The sequence below is a fragment of the Streptomyces sp. NPDC093221 genome (assembly GCF_044753885.1).
Classification (GTDB): Bacteria; Actinomycetota; Actinomycetes; order Streptomycetales; family Streptomycetaceae; genus Actinacidiphila.
The window spans coordinates 37,638-57,178 of record NZ_JBIVOA010000008.1 but is presented as its reverse complement, the minus strand read 5'-3'; the positions used below and the strand labels follow the sequence as shown (position 1 = coordinate 57,178).

Genomic DNA, 19,541 nt, shown 5'->3' with positions numbered 1-19,541 from the left:
CGGACGGCTCGAACGCCCGCGTCGGCGCGGGTTTACCGGACCTTCGCGGATTTACGGCACCGGCACCGGTTCAGGCACCGGTGCCTGCGCCGCGGTGGACGCTCCCTCGTGGGCGCCCTCGTGGGCGGCCTCCGGTGCTTCCGTCCCCGGTGCCGCCGTCCGGAAGCGCGCGGCCACCGACCGGTTGTATTTGGTGAACATCGCACCCAGCGTGCGCCGTTCCTCCTCGGTCCAGCCGTCGAGCAGTCCCGCCAGGCTCTCCGCGCGCCGGGCGCGTACCTCCTCCATCCGCCGCAGCCCCTCGGCGGTCGGCGTGACGATGCTGCGCCGCCGGTCGGTGGGGGCGGGGGAGCGGGCGACCAGGCCCTGGGCCTGGAGCGCTGCCGCCTGGCGGCCGGCCGTCGAGGGGTCGAGGCCGAGCGCGGCGGCGAGCGAGTTGATGTCCTGCGGGCCGCCCCCGGCCAGGGTGCGCAGCAGCAGGTACTCGGCCCGGTCCAGGGTGTCGTGGATGTCGGTGCGCCGGTAGAACAGCTCGAAATTCCTGACGAGCACGGCGGTCTGATGCTCGATCACATCGAGCGCGGCGGAGGTCCCCTCGGTCCCCTCTGCCTTCGCGGTCCCTGCCACGGCCACTCCAGATCCAGATATCGGTACGATGCACGTGTTAATATCGGCATCATACCGATGAATTCGGCGAGGCCGAGCGGGAGGGGACGCGGTGGGGTCGAGCGGCTGGACGCGCGAGGTCTGGGACCGGATAGTCGGATCGGACCCGGGCCTGCAAAGACTCCGCACGGCGTTCGGCGCGGCGGTCGCCATGAGCACCACCCTGGCGATCGAGTACGGCTACGGGCGCGCCACGCACGCGGGTCCCCAGGGCACCCTCGTCGGCATGCTGCTGGGCACCGTCATGGCGATGATGGGCTCGATGGCGCTGGACGGCACCCAGGTGCTGCCGAAGATCCGCACGGCCGTGTTCTTCCCGGTCGCCATCGGCACCGGCATGGTCATCGGCGTCTCGGTGGCCGGGCACACCGACGCGATGCTCGCGGTCTTCGTCGCCGTCATGTTCGTGGCCGTCTTCATCCGCCGCTTCGGACTGCCGTACTTCTTCTACGGCTTCATGATCTGGATGGGCTACTTCTTCGCCGCCTTCCTCGACGCCCGCCTCGCGCAGCTCCCCGACCTGCTCGCGGCCGTCGGCATCGCCACCGGCTGGGTCTTGCTGCTGTCCACCACCGTGCTGCGCGCCCACCCCCAGCGGACGCTGACCCGCGTCCGCCGCGCCTTCGGCGCCCGTGCCGGGGCCGTCGCCCGGGTCTGCGCCGACCTGCTGGAGACCGACCCCGAGGACGTGCGGCGGCTGGCCCGGCTCCGCCGCGAGCTGCACTCGCGCCAGCTCAGGCTCGCCGAGACCGCGCTGGTCATCGAGGGCTGGTCGGCCCACCCCGGCACCCTGCCGCCGGGCCGGTCCGCGGCCGGAGTACGCCGCAGGACGCTGGACGCGCATCTGGCGGTGGACGCCGTGGCGACCGCGGCCGACGCGCTCGCGGGCACCGGAGGGCGCCTCGCGCCCGAGGCCGCGGCCATCGCCGCGCACCTGGCGCGCAGCGAATACGCGGCGGCCGAACGGCGGGCCAGGGACGTACTGTCACTCGTCGACTCCGACGACCCGGTGACGGCCGCGCGCGCCGAACCCGCCACAGATTGCTTCGCCTATCACCTGGCCACCGCCGCCTGGGAGTTCACGGTGCTGGTCAGGGAGGTCAGGCGCGCCGCGGAGGCGGACGTCGGACGATCCCACAACGGAAGCGGGCACAAGGTGCGGCGCCCGAAGGCCGCACAAGGCGCGGCAGACGGCCCCGGCCGCGACCCCCGTCCCGCTCACGGCACCCACGACGACGCTCTCGACGCCCCGGCCGACTTCGCCCCCGCCGTGACCCTGGCCATGGGCGGGCTGCCCGGCTCCGCCGCGGTCGCGGGCGGTGTCTCGGCGCGCGGCGGCTGGCGGCGGCTCAGCGGCCTCTCGCTGACCACCCGGCAGGCGATCCAGGTGGCCGTCGCGGGCACCCTGGCCATCGTCATCGGCCGCGAGCTGTCGGAGGCCCGCTACTACTGGGCGGTGATCGCCGCCTTCATCGCCTTCACCGGCACCGCCACCCGCTCGGAGACCTTCATCAAGGCGACCAACCGCGTCGTCGGCACCCTGCTCGGCCTCGGCGCGGGCATCGGCCTCGCGCACCTGACCGCGGGCCACACCCTGTGGGTGATCGCGGTCATCGTGCTCAGCATGTCCTGCGGCTTCTACCTGGTCAGCCTCTCCTACGCGGCCATGATCTTCTTCGTCACGATCATGGTGTCGCAGCTCTACACCCAGCTCCACGAGTTCTCCGCCGGTCTGCTGATGCTGCGTCTCGAAGAGACCGCCATAGGCGCCGCCATCGGCATAGCGGTCGCCCTGGTCGTCCTGCCGACCAGCACGCGCGACACCGTCAGCAGCGCGCGCGGCAGCTACTTCGCGGCCGTGGGCGAGCTGCTGCACGCCGCCGCCGCGCGCCTGGAGCACGACGGCCGCCCCGACCGCGAGGACGGGTCCGCAAGCCCCGACGGCGCCGACCTCGACGCCCTGGTGCGCGTGGTGGACCACCGCCTCCAGCAGCTCGCCCTGGTGGCGCGCCCGCTGACCCGCCCCCTGGTGTGGGGCAACGACCCGCGCCTCGTACGGCACCGGCTCACCCTCTACGCGGCCGTCACCCGGCAGACCAGGGCCCTGGCGCTCGGCCCGCGCCGCTCACCCGGCCTCGCGCCCGCGCCGCACCTGGCGGAGGCCAGCCGCGCGCTCGGCCACGCGGCCACCGCCCTGGCGCTCGCACCCGCCCCGCAGGGCCGGCCCGCGGCCGAGGTCGCCCGCGCCCTGCGTACCGCCGACGCGGCGCTCCTGACCAGGCTCCCCGCCGCCGGTACGGTGCTGCCGCCGGTCACCAGGCCGTTGCTGCGGCTGCGGCAGCTCCTGCACGAACTGGCCGTACTCCCGCCGGGACACGGCGTCGGCCGCGGCTTCACCGGGCGTGGCGCGGGCCCCGCCGACACTTCGCGGATCGTCACCGGCTCGCATGCCGCCGGGCCCGTACCGGACAGGCCGCACGGCGTGACGGCGGGTGCCGCGGGGGAGCGCCCCGGACCGGGGGACGACCTCCCGCACACGTCCGGCGCGGCCGGTGACGGCGCGCCCCGCCGCCCCTGAGCCGCCGGTCCCGGCCCCGCGCCACCGCGCCCCGATCGTTGTGGCGCCCTGTGTCGGCGGCGGCCCGTAGGCTGGCGGCATGGCGACGAGTGGTGCGGTGGTCAAGAAGATCAAGAAGGCGAAGGTCGCGCAGACGCATGCGGGACTGGTACGGCAGGCGCGGCGGATCAACCGCGAGCTGGCGGAGGTTTATCCGTACGCGCATCCAGAGCTGGACTTCGAGAATCCCTTCCAGCTCCTGGTCGCCACGGTGCTGTCCGCGCAGACCACGGACCTGCGGGTGAACCAGACGACGCCCGCGCTGTTCGCGAAGTACCCGACGCCCGAGGACATGGCGGTGGCCGACCCCGAGACGCTGGAGCAGATCCTGCGCCCGACGGGCTTCTTCCGCGCCAAGGCGAAGTCCGTGCAGGGGCTCTCGGCGGCGCTGCGGGACCGGTTCGGCGGTGAGGTGCCCGGCCGTCTCGAGGACCTGGTGACCCTGCCGGGCGTCGGCCGCAAGACGGCCAATGTCGTACTCGGCAACGCCTTCGGTGTCCCCGGCATCACCGTGGACACCCACTTCGGCCGCCTCGCCCGCCGCTTCGGCTGGACCGCGTCGCAGGACCCGGAGAAGGTCGAGGAGGACGTCGCCGGGCTCTTCCCGAAGTCGGACTGGACGATGCTGTCGCACCGCGTCGTCTTCCACGGCCGCCGTATCTGCCACGCCCGCAAACCCGCCTGCGGCGCCTGCCCGATCGCCCCGCTCTGCCCGGCCTACGGCGAGGGCGAGACGGACCCGGAGAAGGCGGAGAAGCTGCTCAAGTACGAGAAGGGCGGCGCCCCCGGACAGCGCCTGAAGCCCCCGCCGGACTACCCGGGCCAGCCCGCGCCCCCGCTGGCGGCCTCATGACCCACGCGCGGGGGGCGGACACGGGTGCCGGGCCGGAGACGGGCGCGGGCTTCGGCGCGGACGCGCGAGCGAGCCTCGGCGCCGACGCGCGAGCCGGCTTCGGCGCCGATGCCGGAGAAGGCACCGGGGTCGAGATCAGCACGGCCGGGCTGCCGCGGTGGCTCGAACCGGTGGCCGACGCCGTCGCCGGGGTCCGGCCGGAACAGCTCAGCAGCTTTCTGCCGCCCGAAGGCGGCGGGCGGCAGTCCGCCGTCCTGATCCTGTTCGGGGACGGCGACCGGGGCCCCGAGATGCTGCTCATCGAGCGGTCGAGGGCGCTGCGTTCGCACGCGGGCCAGCCCTCCTTCCCCGGCGGCGCCCTCGACCCCGAGGACGGCGACCCGGACGGCGACGGGCCGGTGCGCGCCGCGCTGCGCGAGGCCGAGGAGGAGACCGGCCTCGACCCGACGGGCGTCCAGGTCTTCGGCGTGCTGCCGCGGCTCTACATCCCGGTCAGCGGCTTCGTCGTGACCCCCGTGCTCGGCTGGTGGCGCAGGCCCACCCCGGTCGGCGTGGTCGACCCGGCCGAGACCGCGCGCGTCTTCCGGGTGCCTGTGGCCGATCTCACCGACCCCGCCAACCGCGCGACCCTGACCCACCCCAGCGGCTTCCTCGGCCCGGCCTTCCTGGTCGAAGGCGCGCTGGTCTGGGGTTTCACCGCGGGGCTGATCGACAGGATCGTGCAGTTCGCGGGCTGGGAGCGGCCCTGGGACCGCGACCGCAAGGTGCCGCTCGCCTAGGGCGTGTCCGCGCCGTCCCCCGCCTCTGAGGGGCTCGTACGGCGGTCCTCGGGGGCGCGTGCCGAGGCGCGTACGGGCGGTGCCCGGGCGCGCGTGCCGAGGCGCGTACGGCGGTCCTCGGGGGCGCGTGCCGGGGCTCCTCCGAGGGGTGTCCAGGGCGAGTTCGGCCCCCTGGTGCCGGTCATCGGCCGTACCGCGCAGGTCACCTGGGCCGTACGGTGCCGTCGGGCGGGGCGGCCATGAGACCGTGTCCAGGTGAACGTGCTGGACTTTCTGCTCATCCTCGCCGCCGTCTGGTTCGCCGTGGTCGGTTACCGGCAGGGCTTCGTCGTCGGAGTCATGTCGGTGGTCGGCTTCCTCGGCGGCGGTCTCGCCGCGATCTATCTGCTGCCGCTGTTCTGGGACAAGGCGACGGACCACTCCTCGCCGGGCTCGGTCGCGGTGATCACCGCCGTGGTGGTCGTCATCGTGTGCGCGTCGGTGGGGCAGGCGTTCACCACGCACCTGGGCAACAAGCTCAGGACCCGCATCACGTGGTCGCCCGCCCGCGCCATCGACGCGGGCGGCGGCGCGCTGGTCAATGTGCTCGCCATGCTGCTGGTGGCCTGGCTGATCGGCAGCGCGCTGGCCACCACGGCGCTGCCGACGATAGGCCGCGAGGTGCGCTCGTCCAAGGTGCTGCTCGGCGTCTCCAGGGTGGTGCCGCAGGAAGCCGACACCTGGTTCACCGACTTCAGTTCCACCCTCGCGCAGAACGGCCTGCCGCAGGTCTTCGGGCCCTTCGGGTCCGAGCCGATCACCTCGGTGCCCCCTCCCGACCCGAACCTCGTGCACAGCGCCGTCGTCACCGACGCCCGCCGCAGCATCGTCAAGATCGTCGGCACCGCGTCGGGCTGCGGGAAGGTCCTCGAAGGGTCCGGCTTCGTCTTCGCCAAGGACCGTGTGATGACCAACGCGCACGTCGTCGGCGGCGTCTCCGAGCCCACCGTGCAGATCGGCGGCAAGGGCCGCCTGTACGACGCCCGCGTGGTCCTCTACGACTGGCAGCGCGACATCGCCGTCCTGGACGTGCCGCGTCTGAACGCGCCGGCGCTCACATTCACCAGCGGCGACGTACAGTCCCGCGACGACGCCATCGTGGCCGGTTTCCCGGAGAACGGCGCCTTCGACGTACGCGCCGCCCGCGTCCGCGGCCGTATCGAGGCCAACGGCCCGGACATCTACCACCGCGGCACCGTCCACCGCGACGTCTACTCGCTGTACGCGACCGTCCGCCAGGGCAACTCCGGCGGCCCGCTGCTCACCACGAACGGGCAGGTGGCGGGCGTCGTCTTCGCCAAGTCACTCGACGACTCGAACACCGGTTACGCGCTTACCGCCGACGAGATCCGCCCGGACATCGCGGCGGGCACGGCGGCGAGCCGGCAGGTCGACACGGAGAACTGCGCGCTGTGAGGTGACCGACGGACGGCCCGGCGTACCTGTCGGCCGGGCCGTCCGTCGGCCGGGCGGTCACTGCGCCCTGGCGTGCCGCAGCCGGGCGCCGACCCAGCGGGCCCGGCGCCGCAGGATGCGCGGGATTCCGATCTGGGGCTCCCCCGGCGGGAGCACGGCCAAGGGCGCCCCGCTGTTGACGGAGACGGAAGTGTTACGGCGATTGCGTGATACGTCACGGTAGTCGTGCGTCCAACCCATACGAAGCTAAGTGCCCGCAGCCCTTGGTCGGTAATCGCCCTTCGGTCGCCCGGTTGGCGTATGCGTCCGGCATTTTGCGGATCATATGACCGACACGCGGACGCCTGATGCGTACGGGGCGGGCGCGCTGGCAGAGGGACACCTGATGGGGGGTCAGAGCCTCGCTGAGGGTGAGTCAGTTACGGCGCGAGGCCGTGCGGAGGCGGCGGCTTGGGCCCGTCAGGAGCGTACGGCTCAGCGGTCCGGCTCCGGGTCCTTCAGCCAGTTGATCAGCTCGGTCGAGAACGCGGCCGGGTCCTCCTCGTGCGGGAAGTGCCCCAGGCCGTCGAAGAGCCGCCAGCGGTACGGCGCCTCGACGTACTCCCCGCTGCCCGCCGCGCTGCGGCTGCGGATCGCCGGGTCGAGCGAGCCGTGCAGGTGCAGCGTCGGCACCCGGACCGGCCGCTTCATCCGCCGGTTGAACTGGATGCCGTCGGGCCGCGCCATCGACCGCACCATCCAGCGGTACGGCTCGACCGCGCAATGTGCCGTCGAGGGGATCTGCATCGCGCGCCGGTAGACGTCCACGGCCTCGTCGTCCGGCAGCCGCGGCCCCGACCACTGGTGGATCAGCCGGCCGACCAACTCCGCGTGGTCCGCCACCAGGTGACGCTCCGGCAGCCAGGGCGACTGGAAGCCCCAGATGTAGGCGCCCGACTTGCTGTGCCGCAGATCGGTCAGCATCGCGTTGCGCCAGCGGCGCGGGTGCGGCATCGACTCGACCGCGAGGCGGCGTACGAGCTTGGGCCGCATCGTCGCGGCCGTCCACGCCAGGTAGCCGCCGAGGTCGTGGCCGACCAGCGCGGCGTCCGGCTCGCCCAGCGACCGGATCACCCCGGTGACGTCGAGCGCGAGGTTGCCCGCGTCGTAACCGCGCGGCGTACGGTCGCTGCCGCCCACCCCGCGCAGGTCCATCGCCACCGCGCGGAAACCGGCCTCGGCGAGTGCGGGCAGTTGGTGCCGCCAGGTCCACCAGAACTGCGGGAAGCCGTGGAGCAGGAGGACGAGCGGGCCGTCGCCCATCTCGGCGATGTGGAAGCGGGCGCCGTTCGCGGCCACGTCACGGTGGGTCCACGGCCCTTCGAGGCGGGGGACGGAACCGCCGCCGCCCGCACCTGACGGCCCGGTTCCCGGCCCGTTCCCCGAGCCGTTCCGCGACTCTTCTCCCGAACCGCTTCCACTGTCGTTTCCCGTGGCACTGCCCGACCTGCCGACGACCCTCATGGTGGAGAGAGTGTCACATCTTCAGGTCGGGTGCTCTGGTCGAACCGGCCATCGAATCCGGCCCGGCGCCGGACACCGAATCCCGGACGCCGCCGCGTCCCGCGTCCCTGTCCGCGCGGGGCAGCGCGGGCTTGGCGGCGGCCTTGTCCAGACTCGTGGCCGTGTCCTGCGGACGCGGGTGCGGCTTCGCGTTCTTCATCACCGCTGCGGTCTGCTTGGCCGACTCGATGGAGCGCTCCGGCTTCTTCACCTTCTTGAACCGGCCGTACGCGATCAGGCCGAGGAGCGCGGCGATCAGCACGTACGCCCCGGCGACGATCAGGAACGACCACCCCAGGGTGATCCCGAGCGCGTGGATGCCGTACGCGGCGGCCATGCTGAACATCGGCATGGCGAAGAAGGCCAGGGTCAGGGCGACACCGATCGCGCCGCTGCCGAACAGCGCCCGCTTCACGTCCTGCCGCAGTTCCACCTTGACGAGGGCGATCTCGTCGTGCACCAGGGCGGAGACATCCGCCGTGGCGGAGGCGAACAACTGGCCGAGGCTGCGCCCGTCGTCGTCGTGGGCTGCGCTCATTGCGTCCTCCGTCGTCAAATCGTTGTCGTTCCGTCAGATCATGCCTCAGCCGGAGTCATCTCCGCCGTCGCCCCCGGCCAGACGGGCGAGCCTGCGGTGTTCCGCGGCCTTCCGTTCCAGGATCTCGGCCATCCGCAGGTGGTAGGCGGGCTGGTCCTGCTCGTACACGTCGGGGACTCCGTCGCCGTCCTCGTCGCGCTCCTCCTCGTCGCACAAGGCGCGGTATTTGTTGTTCCGCAGCTTCAGCAGAATCGTCGCCAGCACCGCGGAGAGCAGCGAGCCGACCAGGACGGCGGCCTTCGCCTCGTCGGCGAGCAGCGCGTCGTCCTTGAAGGCGAGTTCGCCGATCAGCAGGGAGACGGTGAAGCCGATCCCGGCGAGCGAGGCGACCGCCAGGACGTCGGGCCATTTGAGGTCGGCGTTGAGCCGCGCCCGGGTGAAGCGGGCCGCCAGCCAGGTGCCGCCGAACACGCCGACGATCTTTCCGACCACCAGTCCGATCAGCACACCGAGCGTCTCGGGCTTGGTGAACACATCGCGCAGCGAGCCGCCCGAGACCGCGACCCCGGCAGAGAAGAGGGCGAACAGCGGTACGGCAAGTCCCGCCGAGATCGGCCGCACCAGGTGCTCGATGTGCTCGCCGGGAGATTCGCGCTCACCCTCGCGCCTGGTGCAGCGCAGCATCAGTCCCATGGCGACGCCCGCGATGGTGGCGTGCACGCCGCTGTTGTACATCAGGCCCCAGATGACCAGCGCCAGCGGTACGTACACGTACCAGCCGCGTACTCCCGAGCGCAGCAGCAGCCAGAAGACGACCAGCCCGGCCGCCGCTCCGCCGAGCGCGGCGTAGTTGATCGAGGAGGTGAAGAAGACGGCGATGATCAGGATGGCGAAGAGGTCGTCGACGACGGCGAGGGTGAGCAGGAAGGCGCGCAGCGCGGCGGGCAGGGCGGTGCCGATGACGGCGAGGACCGCGAGCGCGAAGGCGATGTCGGTGGCGGTGGGGACGGCCCAGCCCTTGAGGGAGCCGCCGCCGGTGGCACTGACGACGGTGTAGAAGATCGCGGGGACCGCCATGCCGCACACGGCCGCGATCACCGGGAGCGCGGCGGCCGAGGGGGTGCGCAGCTCGCCCGCGACCAGTTCGCGCTTCAGCTCGATGCCCGCCACGAAGAAGAAGACGGCGAGCAGGCCGTCCGCCGCCCAGTGCGCGACGGACAGGTCGAGGCCGAGCGTGGAGACGCCGAAGTGGAAGTGGCTGACGCTCTCGTAGCTGTGGTGCAGGATGTTCGCCCAGACCAGCGCCACCACGGCGGCCACCAGGAGCAGGACTCCGCCGACGGTCTCCGCGCGCAGCGCGTCCAGGACGAAGGTGCGTTCCGGGAGCGGCAGCCGTCCGAGGACGGTGTCGGCGCGACGGCGCGGTTGCTCAGTCACGCGGGTACTCGGTCATGGGGGCGGCCTCCTGGGCGGGTGCGGCTGGCTGCGGACACAGGTGTCCCGTGTGCCGACCAGACTTCCCGGCGCGCCCTTAAGTTTTGTCGCGATCCTGCCGCGATGTGTTGTCAGCCTAACCCGAACGTGTGAGGGGCGTCCCGGTGGTTGCCGGGGCGCCCCTCACGGGTGTGGTCGCGCGGGTGTGGTCGCGCGGGTGTGGCCGCGCCGGGTGTGTGCCGGGGGCCGGGGGTGTCAGTCCTCGCTGGGCGCGCTCGGCAGCTTGCTCTGGATGAGGTCCATCACCGTGGAGTCGGTGAGGGTGGTGACGTCGCCCAGCTCGCGGTTCTCCGCGACGTCGCGCAGCAGGCGGCGCATGATCTTGCCGGAACGGGTCTTGGGCAGCTCGTTGACGATGAGGATCCGCTTGGGCTTGGCGATCGGGCCGAGCGCCTTGCCGACGTGGTCGCGCAGCGCGCCCGCGAGGTCCGCGCTGTCCTCCGCGGTGCCGCGCAGGATGACGAACGCCACGATGGCCTGCCCGGTGGTGGCGTCGGCGGCGCCGACGACGGCGGACTCGGCGACCTTCGGGTGCGAGACCAGCGCCGACTCGACCTCGGTGGTGGAGATGTTGTGGCCCGAGACGAGCATGACGTCGTCGACCCGGCCGAGCAGCCAGATGTCGCCGTCCTCGTCCTTCTTGGCGCCGTCGCCCGCGAAGTAGCGGCCGGGGAAACGGGACCAGTAGGTGTCGATGTAGCGCTGGTCGTCGCCCCAGATGGTGCGGAGCATCGACGGCCACGGCTCGGTGAGGACCAGGTAGCCGCCGGAGCCGTCCGGCACCTCGTTGGCCTCGTCGTCCACCACGGTCGCGGCGATGCCGGGCAGCGCGCGCTGCGCCGAGCCGGGCTTGGTCTCGGTGACGCCGGGCAGCGGGGAGATCATCATGGCGCCGGTCTCGGTCTGCCACCAGGTGTCCACGATCGGGGTCCTGCCGCCGCCGATGTGCTCGCGGTACCAGACCCACGCCTCGGGGTTGATCGGCTCGCCGACGCTGCCCAGCACGCGCAGGCTCGTCAGGTCGAACTTCGCGGGGATGTCGTCGCCCCACTTCATGAACGTACGGATCGCGGTGGGCGCGGTGTAGAGCAGAGTGACGCCGTACTTCTGCACGATCTCCCAGAACCGGCCCTGGTGGGGGGTGTCCGGCGTGCCCTCGTAGATCACCTGGGTGGCGCCGTTGGAGAGCGGGCCGTAGACGATGTACGAGTGGCCGGTGACCCAGCCGATGTCGGCGGTGCACCAGTAGACGTCGGTCTCCGGCTTGAGGTCGAAGACCGCGTGGTGGGTGTAGCTGGCCTGGGTGAGGTAGCCGCCCGAGGTGTGCAGGATGCCCTTGGGCTTACCGGTGGTGCCGGAGGTGTAGAGGATGAACAGCGGGTGCTCGGCGTCGAAGGGCTGCGCGGTGTGCTCCGCGGACTGGCGCGCGGTGATCTCGTGCCACCACACGTCCCGGCCCTCGGTCCACTCCACGTCCTGGCCGGTGCGGCGCACCACCAGGACGTTGGTGACCTGTGGGGAGCGGGAGACGGCGTCGTCGATGGCGGGCTTGAGCGCGGACGGCTTGCCGCGCCGGTAGCCGCCGTCGGAGGTGATGACGAGCTTGGCGTCGGCGTCGGCGATCCGGGACGCGACGGCGTCGGCGGAGAAGCCGCCGAAGACCACCGAGTGCGCGGCGCCGATCCGGGCGCAGGCCAGCATCGCGATGACGGCCTCGGGGATCATCGGCAGGTAGACCGCGACCCGGTCGCCCTTCTCGACGCCCAGCTCGGTCAGCGCGTTGGCCGCGCGGGAGACCTCGTCCTTCAGCTCCGCGTAGGTGATGCTGCGGCTGTCGCCGGGCTCGCCCTCGAAGTGGATGGCGACCCGGTCGCCGTTCCCGGCTTCCACATGGCGGTCGACGCAGTTGTACGCGACATTCAGCTCACCGTCGGCGAACCACTTCGCGAACGGCGGGTTCGACCAGTCCAGGGTCTGCGTGGGCTCGGTGGCCCAGGTCAGACGGCGGGCCTGCTCGGCCCAGAACCCCAGCCGGTCGGCCGCCGCCTGCTCGTACGCGTCCGCCGTGACGTTGGCGGACGCCGCCAGTTCGGCCGGGGGAGCGAACCGCCGCTCCTCCTTCAGCAGGTTGGCCAGGCTCTCGTTGCTGCTCACGCCAGCTCCTTGTCAGGGTGTCCCACATGTCCCAGCACTACCTCACCAGTCCTGGGCCACCCTGACAATAGCTACCCGAAAAATGGTTTAGACCTTTGCGGCCTCCCGGGCGGTGTCCGGTGCGGCGTCGGGCCCCACCGCCGCGAACACACTCGTCGAACCGTCCAGGATGTACGCCTGCGCCTCCGCGACATGGAAGTACATGCCGTGCAGTTGGAGCGTGCCCTCGCTGACCCGACGCGCCACGCAGGGGTGCGCCATCAGGTGTTCGAGCTGCTGCATCACATTGACCAGGCTCAGCCTTTCGAGGTCGTCGGCGACCGGCCGGTCCGCCAGCGCCACCTCGCCGCGGCCGAGTCTGCCGATCCGGTTGAGCCGCGCCAGGCTGGGGCGGCCGTGCCGCAGCCACCGGGCCAGCGGGGTCTGCGCGCCCGGCTCGTGGTCGGAGCCCAGCAGTGCCTGCATCGCGCCGCAGCCGGAGTGTCCGCACACCGTGATGCTGGAGACCTGGAGCACGTCCACCGCGTACTCGACGGCGGCGGCCACCGAATCGCAGGAGGCGTCGGAGCCGGGCGGCGGCATCAGATTGCCCACATTGCGCACCGTGAAGAGGTCACCGGGACCGCTTGAGGTGATCATGCTGGTGACCAGCCGGGAGTCCGCGCAGGTGAGGAAGAGCTGGCCGGGCCGCTGTCCTTCGCGGGCCAGCCGCGCCAGCTCCTCGCGGACCAGCGGCGCGGTGTTGCGCTGGAAGGCGCTGACGCCGCCGAGTAGTTGACCGCCGCTGGTGGCGGGCACGGTGCCGGAGCGGGTGCAGTGGTGGTTGCGCCACGGCGTCCAGGGGCGGCAGGCGTGCGCGCTCACCGGTTCGCTGACGGTCCGTCCGACCGCGTCGCCGAGCGTCGCGTGTCCGCCGCGCGAACGGTGCCTGGCGCACCAGGCGTTCAGCGCCTCGTAGGCCGCGTGGTCCATGAAGGAGCCGTCCAGCTCCACCACCGCGTCGGCCCCGTCGGGGACCTGGGCGAAGGCCCGGGTCAGCCGGGGCACCGCCAGGAACGTCAACTGGCCGGTGACCCGCACCCGGTGGCACTCCGGCTCCTCGGTGACGGTGATCCGCGTGTGCGTCAGGCGGCGCAGCGACAGGCACAGCGCGACCACGATCCCCACGATCACGCCCTGGAGCACACCGAACAGCACCACGGAGCCGAGCGTGGCCGCGTACACCGGGAATTCGCGGTGCCGCTGGACGTGTCTGATGTGCGCGAAGCTCACCATGCGGACGCCGACCAGCATCACCAGGGCGGCGAGCGCGGCCAGCGGGATCAGCTCCAGCGCCCAGGAGGCGAGCCCGGCGCAGAGCAGCACCCACACGCCGTGCATCACGGTGGCGCGGCGCGTCACGGCGCCCGCTTCGACATTGGCCGAGCCGCGGATCGCGCCGCCGGCCACCGGCAGGCCGCCGAGCAGGCCCGACACCATGTTGGCCGCGCCCTGGCCGAGCAGTTCGCGGTCGAGCTTGGCCGGCGGGGCGTGCGGTCCCGGACGCCGGCCCTGGAGGGTGTCGATGGCGACCGCGGACAGCAGCGACTCCATGCTCGCGACCAGGGTGACGGTGAGCACGGCGGCGACCACTCCGAGGACCGGCCCCGTGGGCAGGGTGGGTAGCACGGGCGCGCTCCACGCGGGCAGATTCACCCGCGGCAGTGACAGTCCCGCGCTCACGGCGGTGGCCAGGATGACCGCGGCCAGCGGCGCGGGGATCGCGCCGAGCAGCCGTCCCGCCCTGCCTCGCAGCCGCCGCCAACCGAGCAGTACGGCGACGGTGATCGCGCCGATGGCGGGTGTGGCCGGGTTGGTGACCGCCAACTGGCCGGGCAGCGCGGTGATGTTGTCGAGGGCGGAGCTCTGCGGGCTGCCGCCGAGGACCACATGGAGCTGGCCGAGGGCGATGACCGTACCGATGCCCGCGAGCATGCCGTGGACGATCGCGGGACTGACCGCGAGCGCGGATCTGGCCACCCGCGCCATGCCGAGCACGAGCTGCGCGAGCCCGGCGAGCACCGTGATGGCGCAGGTGCTGCGCCATCCGTAGCGGTGGACGAGATCGGCGGTGACCACGACCAGGCTGGTCGCGGCGCCGCTGACCTGGAGGGGCGCCCCGCCGAGCAGCCCGGCGACGATGCCGCCGACGACCGCGGCGACGAGGCCGGACTGGAGAGGCGCCCCGGTCGCCAGCGCGAGGCCGAGCGACAGCGGGACGGCGATCAGGAAGACCGTGATCGAAGCGGACAGATCGGACCGGTGGATTCTCTGCATAATTCCCGTCTCCTTCGGTGGGCGGCGGGACGTGATTGCGGAGCGTTATCGCTCGCTACTCTCAAGCGTCAGTAAATGGAGAGTAATCGACTGACTGCGGAGAGTGAAGTCCAGAGGTCTGATCGGGGCTTTATTTACTGCTATCGAGTGAATTGGCAGATAAACGGCCAGGTCGTTGCGGTCACGACAAGGCAGCATGTCACTTTTTGGGCAAATCCCTTTTTCTGTGATGTGAGGTACGAATGCACTCCCTGCGCAAGGCACCGGCGCTACTCGCCGTAGCCGCGCTGGCCGCGGGCGCGGTCGCGTGCTCCGCCGCCAGCGACTCGGGCTCCGGATCAGCCGCCGGGTCCGGCCCCGGCGCCGCCCCGGCCGTCGGCCGCGCCGAGCCCGGCAACGCGGGCACCCGCCCCGAAGCCGCGGCGCCCCACGCCGTCCGGCTCATCGGCGACGGCTCGACCGCCGACACCGGCCCGCAGCCCCATCAGCCGGTCTTCACGCGCCTGAAGCCGGGGGAGCGACCGCCGCAGCTCGTCGTGTTCTCCTGGGACGGCGCGGGCGAGGACAGCCAGAAGCTCTTCTCGCACTTCCGCGAGGTCGGCGAGCGCTACAACGCGGCGATGACGTACTTCCTCAGCGGCGTCTACCTGCTGCCCGGCGACCACAAGGACGTCTACGCCCCGCCCAAGCACCCGCGCGGCGCCTCCGACATCGGCTTCAACGACCGCCAGGGCATCACCGACACCCTGCGCGAACTGCGCCTCGCCTGGCAGAACGGCAGCGAGATCGGCACCCACTTCAACGGCCACTTCTGCGGTCCCAACGGCGGCGTCGGCACCTGGTCGAGCGACGAGTGGTCCAGCGAGATCCAGCAGGCCGAGGGCTTCGTGAAGAACTGGAAGACCAACTCCGGCCTCACCAAGCTCGACCCGTTGCCTTTCGACTACAGCAAGGAACTGGTCGGCGGGCGCGCCCCGTGCCTGGAGGGCCAGCACAATCTCATCCCGGCCGCCAAGGCCGCGGGCTTCCGCTACGACGCCAGCTCGATCGGCGGCCGGCAGACCTGGCCCTCCAAGATCGACGGCGTCTGGGACTTCCCGCTCCAGGACATCCCGGTGCCGGGTCGCGCCTTCGAGACGCTCTCCATGGACTACAACTTCCTCGCCAACCAGTCGGGCACCGTGCACGGCGACCCCGCCAAGCAGGCCGCCTGGGGCAAGCAGATGCACGACGGACTGGCCGCCGCCTTCGAGCGCGCCTACAACGGCAACCGCGCCCCGCTCTTCATCGGCGACCACTTCGAGTCCTGGAACGGCGGCGTCTACATGAAGGCCGTCGAGGACACCGTCAAGGAGGTCTGCGGCAAGGAAGGCGTGCGCTGCGTCAGCTTCAAGCAGGTGGCGGACTGGATGGACGCGCAGGACCCTGCGGTGCTCGCGCGGCTGCGGACGCTGGACGTGGGCCAGGCGCCCAAGGACGGCTGGAACACCTTCATGGGCGGAGCGCCCGCCGCCGCGACGGCGGGCGGTCCCGAGCGGATCAGGCCGGCTGTGCGCTAGCGGCCGCAGCGGGGCGGGGCAACTGCTCGTCCTGTTCCCGTTCGCCGAGTACGAAGTCGGGGTCGACCTGCGCCGCCAGGTCGGCGCCCGTCTTCGCGTTTCCCCAGCTCTCCGCGTTCTTGAGGTGGAAGTGCACCATCTGCTGGGTGTAGCGCGCCCAGTCCCTGCGCTCATACGTGGCGTCCGCCCGTTCGTGCAGCGTGCGCAGCGCGCGGCGGTTGTCCTCCTCCAGCCGCGCGAACCGCGGCGGCCTGCCCTTCTCCATCGCGCGCACCCAGTCCGAGTGCCCGACGGTGACCAGCAGGTCGTCGCCGACCTCGGCGCGCAGGAAGGCCAGGTCGTCCGCGTCCCGCACCTTGTTGCCGACGACCGCGAGATCGACGCCGAAGTCGCGGGCGTACTCCTTGTACTGGCGGTAGACGGCCACACCCTTGCGGGTCGGCTCGGCGACCAGGAACGTCATGTCGAAGCGGGTGAACATCCCGGAGGCGAAGGAGTCGCTGCCCGCCGTCATGTCCACGACCAGGTATTCGTCGCGGCCGTCCACCAGGTGGTTCAGGCAGAGTTCGACCGCGCCGACCTTGGAGTGGTAGCAGGCGACGCCGAGGTCGGACTCGTTGAAGGGGCCGGTGACCATCAGCCGCGCGGTGTCGCCCCCGGTGTTCCCCGCGCTCTCTGTGTCCCTGTCGTCTCCGTGGCCTCGGTCCAGGTGCACGGTGCGCGCGCAGGCCGCGTAGACGGGGTTGTCCTCGACCAGCCGCAGCAGCCGGGATCCGTGGCCGGGCGGGGTGGTCTTGATCATGGTCTCGGCGGAGGCGATCCGGGGGTTGGCACCGCGCAGGTATTCCTTGATCTCCGGCAGGTGCGCGCCGAGCGCGGGCAGCGCGGCGGCGTCGTCCTCCGCCAGCCCGAGCGCCGGGCCGAGGTGCTGGTTGATGTCCGCGTCGATCGCGACGACCGGTACGCGGGAGGCGGCGAGATGGCGGATGAAGAGGGAGGACAGCGTGGTCTTGCCGCTGCCGCCCTTCCCGACGAAAGCGATCTTCATGTTCGCCAAGAGTAGTGGCACGGATACGGATCGTGAGCGTTTGGAGTGGGGAAGGCCACTCTTTCGGGGTCGTTCCGCGGGTTGGGGGGTGGCTAGGGTCGGAACCATGGCTACGAACGCTGATCCCGCTCCCGCCGCCGGTCGGACGGACCCGATGGCTGTCCTCGGCGCGCTGCCGGGCGTACCCGAATCGGTGGACGCCGTACGGCAGGCGGTGGACAAGGTCTACGGGCACCGGGTGATGCGGCGCCGCTCCACCGAGGTCACATCGGAGGCGGCGCTGCGCGGTGCCCGCGGGTCCGCGGCGCTGGCCGGCGCCGACTGGCCGCTGGAGGAGGTGCGCAGGCGCAGCGACTTCTCGGCCGACGAGCAGGCGCGCACGGTCGGCGCGGCGCTGCGGCTGACCGCCGAGGCCGGTCAACTGCTCAGTGTCTGGCGGCAGTCGCCCGTGCAGGCGCTCGCCCGGCTGCACCTGGTGGCGGCGGGCGGAGTGGCGGACGAGCCGACGGTGGGCCGCCCGCGGCGGGCGGGGGAGCCGGTGGACGAGCCGCTGGTCGAGATCGCCGAGATCCCGCTGCCCGACCCCGCCGAGGTCGCCGCCCGGCTGGACGGTCTGACCGGCCTGCTGCGGGCGGGCACCGAAGCGCCCGCGCTGGTCGTCGGCGCGGTCGTGCACGGCGAATTGCTGTGCCTGCGGCCCTTCGGGTCCTTCAACGGGCCGGTCGCGCGGGCCGCCGAGCGGATCGTGCTGGTCGGCAGCGGTCTCGACCCGAAGTCGATCTGTCCGGCCGAGGTCGGTCACGCGGAGTTGGGCCGGGCCGGTTATCTCAAGGCGCTGGAGGGATACGCGTCCGGTACTCCGGAAGGCATGGTCCAGTGGATCAGCCATTGCGGGCGGGCACTGGAACTCGGGGTCCGCGAAAGTGTCGCGGTGTGCGAAGCGCTTCAGCGGGGCGCCGCCTGAGCGGTCGACCGCCGGATGTGTGGTGGCTGAAAAGAGATGCGGCGGCACCGTGAGGTGCCGCCGCTGCCATGTCCGTCAAGTTACCAGTGCGTGCACGGTAATTGCCGATCAGGCCGGGATCTTCGCCCGTCACCTGGTGCGGCTGGCCCGATAAGCGGGTCGGCTCCGCGTGGGTGCCTGACTTCCATGCTCGGTCCGTGGGGCCTGGTGCTGTGAACTGCGGTCTTCCTCTCGGAACTCCGTGGTCTCGCGGGCCGCTACGTCCTTTGTACCGCCGTGGGAGGCGCAGGGGAACCCCTCGCCCGACTTCTTTACTTTTGGGATCAATCAGGACATAAGGGCGGGCCGACGGCGCCGGGACGCCAGCCACACCAGCCCGGCCGTCGCAGCCGCCGCCCCCACGGCCGCCGCCGCGAGCACCGGCCGGGGCGGCATCGACAGCGACGGAATCCGCTGTCTCAGCCGCACGGGACGGCTGAAAGTCAGCACTGGCCAGTCACGTGAGACGGCCTCCTTGCGCAGCGCCCGGTCGGGATTGACCGCGTACGGATGACCGACCGACTCCAGCATCGGGATGTCGGTCACCGAATCGCTGTACGCGAAGGACCGCTCCAGGTCGTAGCCCTCCGACTTCGCCAGCTCGGCGATGGCGTCCGCTTTTGCGGGACCGTAGACGTAGTGCTCGATCTCCCCGTTGTACGCGCCGTCCTCCACGACCATCCGTGTGGCTACGACATGGTCGGCACCCAGCATCGCGCCGATCGGCTGGACCACCTCGGAGCCGGAGGCGCTGACGATCACCACGTCGCGGCCCGCGGCGTGGTGCTCCTCGATCAGCGAGGCCGCCTCGTCGTAGATGATCGGGTCGATCAGGTCATGCAGCGTCTCCGCCACGATCTCCCGCACCTGCTGGACATTCCAGCCCCGGCACAGCTCGGAGAGGTATTTGCGCATACCTTCCATCTGGTCGTGATCCGCGCCCCCGACCAAGTACACGAACTGGGCATATGCGGTACGCAATACCGCACGTCTGTTGATGAGACCGCCCTGGTAGAAGGAGCGCCCGAAGGCGAGCGTGCTGGACTTGGCGATCACGGTCTTGTCGAGATCGAAGAACGCCGCGGTGCGCGGTGGCAGGTGGTTTTCCACGTGACGAGCATAGGCAACCACCATTCGGCGTAAGCTCGGGCGTGTGGGTTTGCCTGAGAAGGGCTTCGGGTACACCATGGAAGTCACGGATCGTTCGCGACCGTGCTAACCCGGTCTGGCTCCTCCCCCCCCGAGTCGGACCGTGGGGACGACCCCCGCTCTCCCCCCCGGCGGGGGTCGTCGCATGTCCGGATGCCTTTTCCCGGTTCTCGCGACGTCCTTCCACTCGCATCCTCATGTCGTTCCCCCTCGCGTGCGGCACGGCTGTGATGTGTACGACGTGTGACGGTCCGTAATCGTTGCCAGGCGTCGGCGAACTCACCCGTGAGAGTGGTGGAGTTATCCACAATCGCTGAGTTGTCCACAGATTCCGACCAAGATCATCTCAATTCTCCTGTCTGCCCCAA

Annotated in this window: 15 protein-coding genes; 6 read left to right on the top strand and 9 right to left on the bottom strand. The window is 71.5% G+C overall.

From position 1 onward, the window contains the following. Positions 1 to 51: 51 nt before the first annotated feature. Positions 52 to 627, bottom strand: a complete 576-nt coding sequence (locus ACIQCJ_RS26770; protein ID WP_402712764.1) for a MarR family winged helix-turn-helix transcriptional regulator — start codon at positions 625 to 627, stop codon at positions 52 to 54. A 190-nt stretch (positions 628 to 817) separates the two neighbouring features. Here ACIQCJ_RS26770 and ACIQCJ_RS26765 point away from each other — a divergent pair, with 190 nt between their 5' ends. The 4 genes from ACIQCJ_RS26765 to ACIQCJ_RS26750 all read left to right on the top strand — a co-directional run bounded on the left by ACIQCJ_RS26765 (position 818) and on the right by ACIQCJ_RS26750 (position 6,370). Next, the gene (locus ACIQCJ_RS26765) at positions 818 to 3,244 is read left to right on the top strand and encodes an FUSC family protein (RefSeq protein ID WP_402712763.1); all 2,427 of its coding nucleotides are present in this window, start codon (positions 818 to 820) and stop codon (positions 3,242 to 3,244) included. A gap of 79 nt (positions 3,245 to 3,323) precedes the next feature. Then, entirely contained in the window at positions 3,324 to 4,136 is an 813-nt protein-coding gene (nth, locus tag ACIQCJ_RS26760; RefSeq protein ID WP_391041550.1) for an endonuclease III, read from the top strand. Further along, positions 4,133 to 4,915, top strand: coding sequence for an NUDIX hydrolase (locus ACIQCJ_RS26755; protein WP_402712762.1), 783 nt, complete (start codon positions 4,133 to 4,135; stop codon positions 4,913 to 4,915). The genes nth and ACIQCJ_RS26755 overlap by 4 nt, the downstream gene beginning before the upstream one ends. Positions 4,916 to 5,170: 255 nt before the next feature. Beyond that, positions 5,171 to 6,370 (top strand): MarP family serine protease, encoded by a 1,200-nt coding sequence (locus ACIQCJ_RS26750; protein WP_401305924.1) that lies wholly within the window; start codon positions 5,171 to 5,173, stop codon positions 6,368 to 6,370. Positions 6,371 to 6,427: 57 nt separating this feature from the next. Here ACIQCJ_RS26750 and ACIQCJ_RS26745 read toward each other — a convergent pair whose 3' ends face one another. The 6 genes from ACIQCJ_RS26745 to ACIQCJ_RS26720 form a co-directional block, all read right to left on the bottom strand. Continuing rightward, positions 6,428 to 6,610: a hypothetical protein gene (locus ACIQCJ_RS26745; RefSeq protein WP_223187240.1), complete on the bottom strand. Its 183-nt coding sequence runs from the start codon at positions 6,608 to 6,610 to the stop codon at positions 6,428 to 6,430. Positions 6,611 to 6,844: 234 nt separating this feature from the next. Continuing rightward, entirely contained in the window at positions 6,845 to 7,873 is a 1,029-nt protein-coding gene (locus tag ACIQCJ_RS26740; protein WP_391158230.1) for an alpha/beta fold hydrolase, read from the bottom strand. Between the two features lie 13 nt (positions 7,874 to 7,886). Beyond that, positions 7,887 to 8,450 carry a phage holin family protein gene (locus ACIQCJ_RS26735; RefSeq protein WP_355346170.1) on the bottom strand — a complete coding sequence of 188 codons (564 nt, stop codon included), beginning with the start codon at positions 8,448 to 8,450 and terminating at the stop codon, positions 7,887 to 7,889. 45 nt (positions 8,451 to 8,495) lie between these two features. Next, positions 8,496 to 9,887, bottom strand: coding sequence for a Na+/H+ antiporter NhaA (nhaA, locus tag ACIQCJ_RS26730; RefSeq protein ID WP_402712761.1), 1,392 nt, complete (start codon positions 9,885 to 9,887; stop codon positions 8,496 to 8,498). Between the two features lie 252 nt (positions 9,888 to 10,139). Beyond that, complete coding sequence (gene acs / locus ACIQCJ_RS26725) at positions 10,140 to 12,098, bottom strand: acetate--CoA ligase (RefSeq protein ID WP_355346164.1); 1,959 nt, start codon at positions 12,096 to 12,098, stop codon at positions 10,140 to 10,142. Positions 12,099 to 12,185: 87 nt separating this feature from the next. Continuing rightward, positions 12,186 to 14,414: a bifunctional SulP family inorganic anion transporter/carbonic anhydrase gene (locus tag ACIQCJ_RS26720; protein ID WP_402712760.1), complete on the bottom strand. Its 2,229-nt coding sequence runs from the start codon at positions 14,412 to 14,414 to the stop codon at positions 12,186 to 12,188. Between the two features lie 242 nt (positions 14,415 to 14,656). Here ACIQCJ_RS26720 and ACIQCJ_RS26715 point away from each other — a divergent pair, with 242 nt between their 5' ends. Continuing rightward, positions 14,657 to 15,973: a hypothetical protein gene (locus tag ACIQCJ_RS26715; protein ID WP_402712759.1), complete on the top strand. Its 1,317-nt coding sequence runs from the start codon at positions 14,657 to 14,659 to the stop codon at positions 15,971 to 15,973. Here the strand turns inward: ACIQCJ_RS26715 and ACIQCJ_RS26710 are convergent. After that, positions 15,954 to 17,021, bottom strand: coding sequence for an ATP-binding protein (locus ACIQCJ_RS26710; protein WP_402712758.1), 1,068 nt, complete (start codon positions 17,019 to 17,021; stop codon positions 15,954 to 15,956). The two genes, ACIQCJ_RS26715 and ACIQCJ_RS26710, sit on opposite strands and share 20 nt — an antisense overlap. 106 nt (positions 17,022 to 17,127) lie before the next feature. Here ACIQCJ_RS26710 and ACIQCJ_RS26705 point away from each other — a divergent pair, with 106 nt between their 5' ends. Beyond that, positions 17,128 to 17,985, top strand: a complete 858-nt coding sequence (locus ACIQCJ_RS26705; RefSeq protein ID WP_402712757.1) for an oxidoreductase — start codon at positions 17,128 to 17,130, stop codon at positions 17,983 to 17,985. Between the two features lie 327 nt (positions 17,986 to 18,312). Here ACIQCJ_RS26705 and ACIQCJ_RS26700 read toward each other — a convergent pair whose 3' ends face one another. Next, on the bottom strand, positions 18,313 to 19,158 hold the full coding sequence (locus ACIQCJ_RS26700) for an HAD family hydrolase (RefSeq protein WP_355346325.1): 846 nt from the start codon (positions 19,156 to 19,158) through the stop codon (positions 18,313 to 18,315). Positions 19,159 to 19,541: the final 383 nt, after the last annotated feature.